The following is a 13,329-nucleotide window of genomic DNA, read 5'->3' as shown; positions in this document are numbered from 1 at the left end:
TCATAAAATTTCACTTTGGTTTAGCCACGAACTCAGGTGTCCACCTTGTTTCACAACCTTCGGAATAGATTAAAAATCATTTAAAATCAATTAACTAAAAGAATTTAGTCATCGATTATCATCTAAATCTTGCTTTTGTATAGCGCCTGTATGATTTCTATACATCCCTATCGCGCTTTTTGCGACATTTGAAATCCGCCATCACATTGATTATCCGAATTTGCTTTTCGTCACCGTGTTTTTCAGCCATCCCCCCTGCCGTTGTCGCCTATGCAGCAGATATTCCTCTTGGTTTACCCGCAATATCCGTATTCTCACATAAATGAACGCTGTACCAGCATGACTGACTCTTGGCACCACCCTCTTATTTAAAATGCGTCGATTCCCCTTGAGAATAGACGAGCAAAATTAAGCCTTGCGACGTTGAAAAAAATAACAGGGGCTATGTAAGCCACACGCCATCCGGGGAAAAAGTGCAAACGAAGTTCGTAATCATTAACCCGGGGAAAGACTGAATCGGAGAATCCGGGGAGTTAAAATAACGTTCTTTACGGTTCACCATTAGCCGATATAAACCACTTTTCAAACCCACAGACCAAACGCAGCCTCTGTTCAGGTTGATATATTCTCTACCCTGTGATGAGAACAGGATACCTGTTCCTTATTAATAGGATGGCCGCTCAGATTCAGGTTCTTTCTTTACACACCCTACCCCACATTTTTATCGCTGCTCGTTGGGCGATGCAGCGGTATCATCCTGCGCCCCGTCATCGCCTGTGGGAGCAACATGATCGCACTCACAAAAGCGCCACAGCAGCGGATTGTATTACCCGGTCACCCCGGTTACTCTTAACCGGTGTACCTAAACGATAAGTGACTGATGTGTTGAACAATGATGATATCCCCGCCACCAAACGCAAAAACGACCCGGTCGGCCTGAAACAGCGAATCTTCGCCGGGGCGCTGAGTGAGTTTGCCGAGGCGGGCCTGAAAGGCGCCCGCATGGAGAACATTGCCGAGCACGCGGCCACCACCAAACGCATGGTGGTTTATCATTTCAAGAACAAGGAATCGCTCTATCTGGAGGTGCTCGAGCACGTGTATCAGCATATTCGCGCACATGAAACCGCGCTGGATCTGCAAGCGCTGCCGCCAGTGGAGGCGATGACCCGGCTGGTTGAGGAAAGCTTCAACTACCATGCGGAGCACCCGGACTTCATCCGCGTGATTTGCATGGAGAACATGCTGCGTGGTCAGTACATCCGCCAGTCACCGCGCATTAAGGCATTGAATCAGAGCGCCTTGAGCTTGCTGGAAGATATCTTGCAGCGCGGCAAGCAAAGCCGGGAGTTTACTGCAGATGCCAGCGCCGCCGACGTGCACCGCTTGATCAGCAGCCTGTGTTTCCACTATGTTGCCAACCAGTACACCTTTAATACGCTGTTCGAAAGTCATGAACCGCCGGAAGATCAGGTTATCCATAACCGGCGGCTGGCCGTCGTGGCGACCCTGCGCTATCTGGCGCTGTAAGTATTTAAACCGGGAGCCTGAATGACCAAGACCTCTGCCGGCGAAGACCTCGCCACCCATGACATTCCGCTGACCGCCGCCAGCGGCGATCCTTTCAAGGGCGATCCCAACTTTATGGCCTCGCTGGCCCGGGGGCTGGAGGTGATCCAGGCCTTTACCCCGCAACGCCGCCTGATGTCGATTTCGCAAATCAGCCAGAAAACCGGTATTCCGCGCGCTGCGGTGCGCCGTTGCCTGTACACCCTGAACAAGCTGGGGTTTGTTTACGCGCAGGACGGCAAAAATTTCGAGCTGCGCCCGCGTATTTTGACGCTGGCCCATGCTTATCTCGGATCGACACCCTTGGCCAAGGCCACCCAGCCGGTGCTGAAACACATCAGCCAATTGCTGAATGAATCCTGTTCCATCGCTACGCTGGACGGCGACAACATTTTGTATATCGCCCGCGCCTCCGCCGAACGCATCATGACTATCGATCTGAACATAGGCAGCCGGCTGCCGGCGTTCGCCACCTCGATGGGGCGCGTACTGCTGAGCCATTTACCGGCGGATAAGCGGGATGATTACCTGCAGCGCCTCACCCTGATGCGCTATACGCAATACACCATAGGTTCCATCGACAAACTGCGCGAAGAGCTGGATAAGGTCCGCGCGCAGGGCTATGCGATTAACGATCAGGAGCTGGAAATCGGCCTGCGTTCCATTGCCGTGCCGATCATGTCGGCCAACGGCAGCGTCACCGCGGCGTTAAACGTCGGCGTACAAGCCGGCCATGTCCCAGTGAGTGAATTGACCGAGCGCATCCTGCCGATCCTGCTCGAAGGCGCGCAAGAGCTTTCGCTGCTGACGCACTAACAAAACGCTGTATCTGCTTAATTATATTGATGATGAAGATTACCGCAGGCGCATCCTGACCCAACTTAACCGGGGAGAAAGCCGCCATGCCGTTGCCAGAGCTATCTGTCACGGTCAGAAAGGTGAGATAAGAAAGCGATATACCGATGGTCAGGAAGATCAACTGGGAGCGCTGGGGCTGGTCACTAACGCCGTCGTGTTATGGAACACTATTTATATGTAGGCAGCCCTGGAGCATCTCCGGGCACAGGGGGAAACTCTGAATGATGAAGATATTGCGCGCCTCTCACCGCTTTGCCACGGACATATCAATATGCTCGGCCATTATTCCTTCACACTGGCAGAACTGGTGACAAAAGGGTATCTGCGGCCATTAATAAGAGGCGTCAGAGGAAGAAAACATTGCTTAGCGTGAGTTTTCGTTCCACTGAGCGTCAGACCCCTTATCGCAGCTACCCGGTCACTACCCCGATTACCTATTGATTACTTAATCATACGTAATGTAGCCGGCTAAAGCCGACCACATTAGTTTTTAGAAAATTTTATTTTTCCGTAAAAATACCATTTTCCACTATGTGACTATCGGTTCCAAGTGTCAGACGGGTATTTGGGGAGCCATGTGCTACGGCACATTTATCCTGGCCTGCGGTTATGCGTGACCCAGTTACCTTCGTGTTCGCTTGCTTACCATTTACGCTGAATATTGGATTGTAGGTAGTTAGTTTTGCGTAAGGCACGCAGTCACGTTTCGAAGGATCGGATGGGCCCCCGTTGAATGGAAACCATTCATCAAAAAATGTTGCTTTACGCCACAACATTCCCCAAGATACAGGGGTCATATATTCTCCTATAGTGATGCGTTCACCTGTACTACGGTCCGTTATTGTACCCAGCCATTTATTATAGCCTGAATCACCTCCTTCCTCTTTCTCAATCTTAAGCAAATATTCTTTCCCCTCTTTAAATTCATAAGCCACACGACAGGAAACGCCCTTTCCTCCATCAGCGCCTGAATTACAGTTTACGGAAGTAGATTTAGCACCATCACCAAATACACTGAAGATAACTAGATTTGATTCTCCTTCTGCACGAGGCTGAATCCCCATGTATCCCTGATGATTCCCTTCATAAAAGATATACGTATTTGCCCAGTAATACCCTTTCTGTTTAGTCATGCTGTCAACTTTAATTCCCACCGACATGGAGTCATAGTCATGTCCACTCGGTGCTTCATAATATATCGTAGGATCAGCATGAACGATGCCTGCAGCAAGAGTTAGTGCTAATGATAAAAATTTTAATTTCATATTATCTCCTCTTTGTTCCAACTATTGGACTGTATTATAAGAACTGGTGATACATTTTTTAAAAATTCAGGAAGCCCTCGATATCAGGCTGCCAGTGCCAGCCGTTGGTCCATGTTCAACTCGATACGACCATACGGATTAACATGGTGGTATATCAATGGCGTCAGACCACGCCAGTCTTCTTCTGTCATTCGCTGCTGCCAGACCGGCTCGGCCAGCACGTTCTGAATCAACAATGTATTTATATAGACCAGACTGATTTGCAACAGGTGCAGAGAGAGCATCGACAATTCCTGATCCGCAGGCCGGTTGCTGGTGAATTCTCCGTGTTCGCCATAAAAAATAAAATTATTGGCGCTGTTCCAGTTTTCCACGACGTTGAGGCCAGCATTAATTTCGCAACGCAGTGACTCATCCTGCAAATAACGGCAGAGGAAGATAGTCTTAATCGCTTTGCCCAGCTCCGCGAGTGCCTTATAGGTTGGATGCTGAATGTTATTGCGGGTGGATAGCGACGAATATTTTGGCGGTGCTGCTGTGCCTGCCGTCCCTGTCATCAAAAGTCTGCTCCTGTGACAACATCCCAACTCCCTGAATCATCAATGGGTAATCGCTATGGCAACCATTTCACTTTTTACTCAGATCCAGTTAAAAAAAGTCAGATGTCGCATTTTGCAGCTTCGCTCCCACTAGGCCTACATGGAATGATCGTTGCACTGCCTGATATTCTTCCCTAACAGAAGCTAAATATTCTGAGCGCAGCCTTATCCATCGATTGGGTGGATGGCAGAAAAGAGGCCGGCGTTTAAAGTCTGGATGTTTAAGCGCCGGGTCTGCGATTACGGACTGTCTACCTATGAAAATGAACACGGCGAAAAACGTGCATAATATTTTCCTTTTCTCAAATGAAACCCAGGTATTTCGCCATCTCCGCCTCTGGCACCATGCCGCCGCCGGTCGCCCACACCAGGTGAGTGGCCTGGTTCATCTGGTGTTCATCCAGCCCGCGCCCGGCCAGCCACTCGGGGTTAGCCGCCACGCGCCACGGCCCCGCCATGCCCGCCAGCGCCGAAGGTTCCAGCTGGATATGTTCCTCACTATCGAGCAGCCTAAGCAGCGCGAACATCTCGCGATCGCTTAACGTGTAAAACGCGCTGAGCAGGCGCTCCATGGCGCGGCCAACAAAGCCGGAAGCGCGCCCCACAGCCAGCCCGTCCGCTGCGGTTTGGTTATCGATGCCCAGATCCTGAACCGCGATCCGATCATGCAGCCCGGTATACACCCCGAGCAGCATGCACGGCGAGTGCGTCGGTTCGGCAAAGATGCAGTGAACGTGGTCGCCAAAGGCCAGCTTTAACCCGAAAGCCACCCCGCCCGGCCCGCCACCGACGCCGCAGGGCAGATAGACAAACAGCGGATGCTGCACGTCGACCCGAATGCCGCGCTCGGCGAACTGCCGCTTCAGGCGGCCACCGGCCACCGCATAACCGAGAAACAGCGTTTGCGAGTTTTCGTCATCGATAAAAAAGCAGCTCGGATCGCCCGCCGCCTGTAACCGGCCCTGCTCAACGGCGACGCCGTAATCCTGTTCGTACTCAACCACGTTGACGCCATTGTCGCGCAGTTTCTGCTTTTTCCATTCACGCGCGTCCGCCGACATATGCACGCTAACGCTGAATCCCAATCTGGCGCTGATGATGCCGATCGACATCCCCAGATTACCGGTTGACCCCACGGCAATGCGGTAACGGCTGAAAAACTGGCGAAATTCCTCCGAGAACAGTTTGCCGTAGTCGTCCGTAAGCCGTAATAACCCCGCCGCCAGCGCCAACTTTTCCGCATGTGCCAGCACCTCATAAATGCCCCCGCGCGCTTTGATTGAGCCGGAGATCGGCAGATGGCTGTCTTTTTTCAGCAGCAAATGGCCACCGAGTTTCAGTCCATAACGCTGATTGAGCGCAGTTTGCATCGCCGGGATGGCGACAACCTCGGATTCGATCACGCCGTTGGCTGCCCGGGTTTCCGGAAAAGCGGCACTCAGATAGGGGGCGAAACGCGCCAACCGCCGCTCCGCATCGGCGACGTCGTCAGCGCCCAATCCTACGTACGGCAACCCCGCTTCCAAGGTCGTTGCTCGCGGGTTGAACCAGGTTATCGGTTTGAGGTCGATCAGGTCCTGCACCAACGGAAATTGCGTAACCCACTGCTGAATCTGTGATTTATCCATTGTTATTCTCTACGCTACGTAACGATTTCCCTAGGGTGCAGCGATTCAGCGGCGCTGACAAATGATAAAAACTCAGCCTTGCATGAGCGGCATTAATGCAAAACTGATTTTGTTGCACGACGAGCCTGACCATTACCCCAGCGCGGAGCCAAACAGCAGGCCAACGCCGGAGGAAACCGCCATCGCCAGCGCGCTCCAGAACAGGATACGCACTACACCCGGGCGAATCGGCGCGCCGCCTGCCCTGGCGGCAATCCCGCCGAGAACGCCCAAAGACACCAGGGCGGAGACCACGATAGCCGGAATGGTCCATGCGACCGGCGCCAGCACCGCGACCAATAACGGCAACAGCGCCCCGACGGAAAAGCTCAGTGCCGAGGCCAGCGCCGCCTGCAATGGCCGCGCCGTGGTGATGGACGAAATCCCCAATTCATCGCGGGCATGGGCTCCCAGCGCATCATGCGTCATCAGCTTTTCAGCCACCTGTTTGGCCAGCGCCAAATCCAACCCGCGATGCACGTAGATAGAGGTCAGTTCACGGTACTCGCCCGGGTAATCGCTGAGCAACTCCGACTGCTCCTCCGCCAGCGCGGCCTTTTCCGTATCCGCTTGCGACGACACCGAGACGTATTCACCGGTAGCCATCGACATCGCGCCGGCAACCAGCCCGGCAATGCCGGCCAGCAAGATGCCGCCGTGCGCAGCATTGGCCGCCGCCACGCCGAGCAACAGGCTGGCCGTAGAGACAATACCGTCGTTTGCGCCCAGCACCGCCGCCCGCAGCCAACCTATATTCTCAATGCTGTGCCGTTCTTTATGCATCATGTCCGTCCTTGTTACGGGGATAAAGTCAGCCGCGAGCCGCCGCTTCCAGCCCGGCGATATCCAGTTTGACCATTTGCAGCATAGCTTCAGTCACCCGTTTCACCTTCGCGCTGTCGGGGTCGCTCATCAACTCACCCAGCCGCCGGGGGACAATTTGCCAGCTCAACCCCCAGCGATCGCGCAACCAGCCGCACTGCTCTATGGTGCCACCTTCGCTTAACGCATCCCATAACCGATCCACTTCCGCCTGATCCGCACATTCAACCATAATCGAAAAACTGTGATTGAAAGCATCGAGCGGGCCGGCTTCGATAGCCGCATAGCGCTGATCGCCGAGGGTAAAGGCCGCCAGTTTTACGCTGCCTGCAGGGCCGCTCGGGGTATCGGCGGGCAAGGTGGAGATCCAGGTCAGGGAAGAACCGGGGATCAGCGCTATGTAGCAACGCAGCGCGGCCTCCATGTCTTTTTCAAACCACAGGTGTTGTGTGATCTTCATCGCTCCCTCTCCGCTACTCGTCAAGGATCGGTTCGAAACCGCCGAAAATCATGCGCTTGCCGTCAAATGGCATCTGCTCGCCCAGCGCCTTCATACGCGGGTCGTTCATCATTTTCTCGTTGGCGGCGTCGCGCACCGCTTTTGAGGGATATTCGATCCAGCTGAAAACCACCACTTCATCGGCCTCGGCTTTCACCGCACCGCGAAAATCGGTGAGTTTACCTTCGGGCACGTCGTTGCCCCAGCATTCGACAACCCGCGTTGCGCCGAACTCTTTAAATAAGGGGGCGGCCGTGGCGGCCAGCTTCAGGTACGCCTCTTTATTGGCGGCAGGCACCGCCACAACAAAGCCATCAACATAGTTCATGAGATGATTCCTCTTGTCCGATCGGACATCAGGTATGGCGCAAGCGAGATTGCCCGCGCACCCTTTCATTTTAGACCCCCTGGCCGGGGTCAACCATGAACGACAAGCAGCGGGTTTCAACGATCGCTGTAAATCAGTGGGGATATTTCTGGCGTGGCAACCCGGTTGCGGCCGCTGTTTTTGGCTTTGTAGACGGCCATGTCGGCGATTTTCAACAGATTATCGAGATTTTGCTCCGTACCGCCGAGGCAGGTCACCATCCCGATGCTGACGGTGATTTGCAGATGATTGCCGGCAGGCATGGCGATCGATTCGATCTCCACCCGCCGGCGCAAACGTTCGGCCAGATAAAACGCATCTTGCTGGCGCTCGATAAGCGCAACAATCGCAAACTCCTCCCCACCCATGCGGCCAAACAGATCGGAATCGCGCAGATCGCCGGTGATGGCGCGGGTAAAGGAAATCAGTGCGGCGTCACCGCCGGAGTGCCCAAAGCGATCGTTGATGGATTTGAAATAGTCGATGTCCAGCATCATGATGCAGACCTGCTCGCCTTTTTGGGTGAGCAACCGCGAGCCGCGCTGCATAAAGGCATTGCGCGTCAGCACGTGGGTCAGCGCGTCGTGGTTCGCCACGTGCTCCAACTGCCGCAGCAGCGCATTACGGGCGAAATTCATGCTGGCGATCGCAATCGGTCCCAGGGCCAACAGCGCTACCCCGAGTCGCATCGACACGGTGTTCTGCAGCGCCTGCATATCGACGTTAATGGCGATCAAACCCAAATCAATGGCCAGATGGCACCATAAAACGTAGATCAGCACCACCACCAGGGTGGTGAACAGTGAAAACGACATCGCCAGCCACAGCAGGATCGGTATCGGAAAAATTACGGCGCCAGGCCCGCCAATCAGGATACTGCCAATGCAGGCCAGCGCCAGCAGCACCAGAACCGCCAGTTTTCTGCCGGTGTTATACCACTCACGTTGTTGTGTAATGCCCTCAACGAGGCCGCGCAGGTAACCCCGCCAATCGGCAGGAAAGGCCAGGATAAAAGGCATCAGCGTAATGTAATTGGTAAACTCCGAAGACATCCACAGCGCCAGGGCGGAGAAATATTCGCGATCAAACAACAGCACCGAGGCCAAGGCGCCTATTACCCCGGTGGTAGCGGCGCTGGCCAGGCAAATGGCAAACAGATAAACGCTGGCCGACGTGCGCTCCAGCGTTTTGGCCTGCGGCGGCATACGCTTAAACAACTGATACCCCACCACGACGCCGGCAATATTGGCGCCGTTCAGCAACAGGGCTTTGTCGAGCGTGCTGCCGGTGATCAGATCCGCCGTCAAATACCCTAATATCGCCATCACCCAACCTAAACGGCTGACAAGCTCCGGATAACGCACGAACACCGCCAGCAACACCGCATTGCTCGGCCAAAAGGCCGCCAGAAAGCCAATGGGCCGGCTCTCGATACCGAAGATACAGGCGGCGAACACCAGTATAAAGATGGTGAGCGCAGGCTGTAATTTTGTGGTGTCCGGTGACTGGGTGGTGTGCATCTTGCTTCCAGAGCGTTCGAAGAATACGGATAAAATCCTGCCTGCATGATGAGGAGCGACAACCGATTCATCATACCTGACGATACGCGTAAAAATTGAGCGGTCAGAGTGGCATTATTGCTACTTTCACAGGTCCGATCACCTGTTAATTTAAGGCTTGGCAATATATTTATAAATTAACTGTAGCGCCAAATGGTGCAATACACCCTAATGCTTGTCAGTTAGCGTTTTTCTGAAGGTGTGGTGAAGTTTTCGGTCGATAAAGGTGAAATGCGCCATGAAACTCACTCGTCTCGACCGAGCAAGGGGCCGTAGGCGCGGCCCCTTGCAACCCGCGCCGTTGCCCTGTCAGACGGTTGGCTACGCCAACGCCCCTCCCTCCGTCACCGCGCATCACGGCCGGCTACGACAGGCGTCCCTGCCTGTCTCGCCTGAAACCGCCGTCCGTGGCGGTTTCGCCTAGGCGCCGCTCCTGCGTTCGGCGTCTTCAAGGGCGCCCAACACCCTGCTCATCTCATCATTTTCACTGTTTTTCATAACGCAATATCCAACGTTGCCCGGTGGCAGCCGATTCGGGTGTTGACCCTGGCGCGCATCACCGGCTGCCGAGCAAGACGGTGTTGTCAGGGGCAACCGGCCAGGGAGGCCGGTTGAGGCGAGACTAACAGGGAGGTTTGTCGTAGCCGACCCGCCCGGCAACGCGGGTGCAGCGAGGGTATCCGCGTAGCGGACAGACGGTGTTAAGCGAGGGCGCGGGTGGAGGGGCCGCGCCTTCGGCCCCTCCCATTACCGTTCATGGCGGTAGCAGAGAAATACGGGATATTTACGGCAATTCCTCCTGCACGGAGCGCACAGAGATTGGATAAAAAATGCCAGTCAGGCTTAACTGACAAGCATTAGGCAATACACCCGCCTTCCTGAATGCATGCCGCAAACCAGGATCAAGGCAGAAAGCGTTGGCATGAACAACATGAAGGGGAACCACACAGCCAGAGCCTGTGGCCATGATGTTTGGACCTTTGGCGTCGTTCATCAACGGCGCGGGTTTGCCCGTAGAGTCAAAGTATCTTTCGGTACATCACAAAACCGGGTCTGTCCGCCAGCTTGTCGTACAGCCGTATGGCGTTCAGGTTGGTTTCATGCGTATTCCAATATACGAGTTGGGTTGGATCTGAATAGTACTGCGGTGCAACAGATAATGTGTCAGCCCCACCAACTTGCCATCGTCTTCCGCCACCAACGCATGCATAGGTTCATAGGCGTCAAAAAAACGCGACCAAGTGGTTTGCGTAACCTCATCCGGCAATGCCGTAGCGCCCTGGCGGCCATAAAATGCATTGTATCCCTGCCACAATAGATGCCATGCAGCAAAATCTCGCGTTTCAAGCTCCCTGATTTTAATGGCTCCGCTCATGCTTTCCTCATAACTCGGTGATTTTCAGCATGTAGCTTAGTCCGTACCGCAATATTGCGCCAAGCCGGCACGCCCCCAATGACAAAACCCCTAACGCCGATGCGCCAGCGAGCGGACCAGGCGATCGCCCAGGGTTTGCACGCCCTGCACCAGGAGCACCAAAATAATCACCGTCGCGATCATCACCTGATTGTTGAAACGTTGATAACCGTAACGGATTGCCAGATCGCCTAATCCGCCTCCGCCGATCACGCCGGCCATGGAAGAAAAACCAATCAACATCACCACCGTCAGCGTCAGCCCGGCCAACAGCGTCGGCAAGGCCTCCGGCAGCAACACTTTAAAAATGACGTGGCGCACATTGCCGCCCATCGACAAAATCGCTTCGATCCGCCCTTTTTCCACCTCATCCAGCGCCGACTCGACGATGCGAGCAAAGAACGGAAAAGCGCCGATGGTAATCGGCACTACCGCCGCGGAGCTGCCTAACGTGGTGCCGATAATCAGCCGGGTTAACGGGATCAAGGCTATCAACAGCACCACAAAGGGCAGCGATCGCCCCAGATTGACGATGGCGCCTAGCGCCCCGTTGATGCGCGGTGCGGGCAAGATGCCCTGCTTGCGGGTAATAAACAACACCACGCCAAGCGGCAGACCGATCAATAAGGTAAACAGCGATGCCAGCGCCACCATATACAAGGTTTCGCCGGTGGCGTTCAGCACCAGCGCCAGAAGATCTTCCCAGGACAATTGATTTCTCATAGCAATTCGGCCCTCACGCCCCGTTGATTGAGGAACGCCACCACTTCCGCCAGCGGCAAGCCGCCCTGCGGCGATCGCAACCCCACCCGGAAACGGCCGACGCTCTGGCCGGCAATCAATTCAACGCCCCCACCCAGCAGCGTAACGTCCACCGCATGGCGCTGCGCCAGTTCGCTGAGCACCGGTGAGGCGCGCACGCTGTCGAAAAATGTCAGCTCCGCCACCTGGGTCTCCGGCGCCACCGGCGTCAGGCAGCCCGGCAACAACGCCTGCCCCAGCGGCGATGTCGGGTTCGCCAGCAATTCGCCAATCGGCCCCCATTCAACCACCCGCCCGGCCGCCAATAGCGCCGCATGGTCACAAATGGCCTTGACCACGTCCAGTTCGTGGGTGATCAACACAATGGTTAGCCCCAACTGGCGGTTGATGTCTTTCAACAAGGCAAGAATAGAGGCGGTGGTTTCCGGATCCAGCGCGCTGGTCGCTTCATCGGAAAGCAAATAATCCGGCCGGGCCGCCAGCGCCCGGGCGATGCCGACGCGCTGTTTCTGCCCGCCGGAAAGCTGAGAAGGAAAAGCGCGTGCCTTGTCGTTCAGCCCGACCAGATCGAGCAGTTCACCGGCGCGGCGAATACGTTCCGCACGAGGTACGCCGGCGATCTCCAGCGGCACCGTGATGTTATCTCGCACGTTGCGGGCATGCAGCAGATTGAACCCCTGAAATATCATGCCGATACGTTGGCGCTGGCGCCGCAGTTCCGCTTCGCTCAGTTGGGTCAGATCGCGGCCGTCCATCAAAATGCGGCCCTTGCTGGGCCGTTCCAGTAAATTAAGGCAGCGGATCAGAGTACTCTTGCCGGCACCGCTGCGGCCGATAATGCCGAACACCGAGCCGTCGTTAATGGTAAGCGACACCTGCTCCAGCGCCGGCGGTTCACCGGCGCCGTAGGTTTTACCCAGCCCTTCTACGACAATCATCAGCCGGCGTCCGCAGCTGTCACGGGGATCACCGAACCCTGATATTTTTGCTGAATGAATTTGGCCACCTCTGGCGACTGCAAATCTTTGGCCAGCTGTTTGATGCGCGGATCGTTCTCCAGTTGCGGCGTCGTGACCAGAATATTGGCATACGGATTATTTTTCGGGCTTTCCAGCCCCAGCGCGTCCTTGGCCGGCGTAAGCCCCGCCTCCAGCGCATAGTTGCCGTTAATCACCGCCAAATCGACGTCATCCAAGGCACGCGGGATCTGTGGCGATTCAATCTCCAGTATCTTGAGATGTTTGGGGTTGTTGGCAATGTCTTTTGGCGTTGCCTGATCCTTGGCCGGATCGTTAAAGCCGGCTTTCAGGGTAATCAACTCTTGCGCCTGCAGCAGGTACAGCGCCCGGCTGAGGTTAGTGACGTTATTGGGCACCGCCACCTTGGCGTTGTCCGGCACCTCGCTCAGCTTTTTATACTTGCTCGAATAGATGCCCAACGGCTCGATATGCACGCTGGCCGCCACGGCAAATTTTGTGCCCAGCGCCTGCTCTTGCGAATGCAGATAAGGCAGGTGCTGGAAGTAGTTGGCATCCACGTCGCCGTGCGCCAACAGTTCATTGGAATTCACGCCGTTACTGATCTCAATCACCTTCAGTTTCAGCTGCGGGTCAATTTTCTGCACGTAGGCCAGGATTTCCGCATGGGGCACCGGATCGGCCGCCACCCGCAGCGGTTCTGCCGCCAACAGAGAGGTCGGTAGCGCCAGCGCCGTCAGCAGTGCCAAACGGGAAATTGTCGTTTTAAACATGGTCACCCCCAATGAAAGATCAAAACTCTGCGCCGGTTAAGAACCGTACGTTCTTATTTATGGTTATTTGATTCCATAAAGTAATAAAAAACTAGCACCAAGCCTTCGCGCGCCACCAATACCATTCCGTTATAAGGTATTAATAATCATAATCTTATTAATGGATTAGCTTTTCCGGAAATGGCATATGGGATCCTT

General features: G+C 55.0%; 12 protein-coding genes and 2 pseudogenes. 3 read left to right on the top strand and 11 right to left on the bottom strand.

From position 1 onward, the window contains the following. Nucleotides 1-882: 882 nt before the first annotated feature. From V2S86_RS06930 to V2S86_RS06920, 3 genes and pseudogenes are all read left to right on the top strand, one after another. A complete protein-coding gene (locus tag V2S86_RS06930; RefSeq protein ID WP_119804088.1) occupies nt 883-1,530 on the top strand; it encodes a TetR family transcriptional regulator in 648 nt (215 codons plus the stop codon). A gap of 21 nt (nt 1,531-1,551) precedes the next feature. Then, complete coding sequence (locus tag V2S86_RS06925; protein WP_330761790.1) at nt 1,552-2,385, top strand: IclR family transcriptional regulator domain-containing protein; 834 nt, start codon at nt 1,552-1,554, stop codon at nt 2,383-2,385. Then, nucleotides 2,378-2,795: pseudogene (locus V2S86_RS06920) on the top strand (Tn3 family transposase); the annotation flags it as partial. The gene V2S86_RS06925 and the pseudogene V2S86_RS06920, both read left to right, overlap by 8 nt. 132 nt (nt 2,796-2,927) lie before the next feature. Here the strand turns inward: V2S86_RS06920 and V2S86_RS06915 are convergent. The 11 genes and pseudogenes from V2S86_RS06915 to V2S86_RS06865 form a co-directional block, all read right to left on the bottom strand. Further along, nucleotides 2,928-3,692, bottom strand: coding sequence for a DUF3472 domain-containing protein (locus V2S86_RS06915; protein ID WP_330761789.1), 765 nt, complete (start codon nt 3,690-3,692; stop codon nt 2,928-2,930). A gap of 83 nt (nt 3,693-3,775) precedes the next feature. Beyond that, nucleotides 3,776-4,201: pseudogene (locus V2S86_RS06910) on the bottom strand (Tn3 family transposase); the annotation flags it as partial. 392 nt (nt 4,202-4,593) lie between these two features. Next, a complete protein-coding gene (locus V2S86_RS06905; protein ID WP_330761788.1) occupies nt 4,594-5,919 on the bottom strand; it encodes a D-serine ammonia-lyase in 1,326 nt (441 codons plus the stop codon). A gap of 132 nt (nt 5,920-6,051) precedes the next feature. Next, a complete protein-coding gene (locus V2S86_RS06900; protein WP_330763160.1) occupies nt 6,052-6,741 on the bottom strand; it encodes a VIT1/CCC1 transporter family protein in 690 nt (229 codons plus the stop codon). A 28-nt stretch (nt 6,742-6,769) separates the two neighbouring features. Next, nucleotides 6,770-7,240 carry a VOC family protein gene (locus V2S86_RS06895; protein WP_330761787.1) on the bottom strand — a complete coding sequence of 157 codons (471 nt, stop codon included), beginning with the start codon at nt 7,238-7,240 and terminating at the stop codon, nt 6,770-6,772. 13 nt (nt 7,241-7,253) lie between these two features. Next, a complete protein-coding gene (locus V2S86_RS06890) occupies nt 7,254-7,607 on the bottom strand; it encodes a DUF1428 domain-containing protein (protein WP_330761786.1) in 354 nt (117 codons plus the stop codon). A gap of 116 nt (nt 7,608-7,723) precedes the next feature. Continuing rightward, nucleotides 7,724-9,166, bottom strand: a complete 1,443-nt coding sequence (locus V2S86_RS06885; protein WP_330761785.1) for a sensor domain-containing diguanylate cyclase — start codon at nt 9,164-9,166, stop codon at nt 7,724-7,726. A 1,126-nt stretch (nt 9,167-10,292) separates the two neighbouring features. Then, nucleotides 10,293-10,580: a hypothetical protein gene (locus V2S86_RS06880; RefSeq protein ID WP_442996155.1), complete on the bottom strand. Its 288-nt coding sequence runs from the start codon at nt 10,578-10,580 to the stop codon at nt 10,293-10,295. Nucleotides 10,581-10,670: 90 nt separating this feature from the next. After that, a complete protein-coding gene (locus tag V2S86_RS06875) occupies nt 10,671-11,342 on the bottom strand; it encodes a methionine ABC transporter permease (RefSeq protein ID WP_004944784.1) in 672 nt (223 codons plus the stop codon). After that, nucleotides 11,339-12,319, bottom strand: coding sequence for a methionine ABC transporter ATP-binding protein (locus V2S86_RS06870; RefSeq protein ID WP_330761784.1), 981 nt, complete (start codon nt 12,317-12,319; stop codon nt 11,339-11,341). Before V2S86_RS06870 ends, V2S86_RS06875 begins: the two co-directional genes overlap by 4 nt. Continuing rightward, complete coding sequence (locus tag V2S86_RS06865) at nt 12,319-13,131, bottom strand: MetQ/NlpA family ABC transporter substrate-binding protein (RefSeq protein WP_330761783.1); 813 nt, start codon at nt 13,129-13,131, stop codon at nt 12,319-12,321. The genes V2S86_RS06870 and V2S86_RS06865 overlap by 1 nt, the downstream gene beginning before the upstream one ends. Nucleotides 13,132-13,329: the final 198 nt, after the last annotated feature.

The organism is Serratia sp. C2(1), assembly GCF_036352655.1.
GTDB classification, from domain to species: Bacteria; Pseudomonadota; Gammaproteobacteria; order Enterobacterales; family Enterobacteriaceae; genus Serratia; species Serratia inhibens.
The sequence above is the reverse complement of the archived record's forward strand: the minus strand, read 5'-3'. Positions and strand labels throughout refer to the sequence as shown.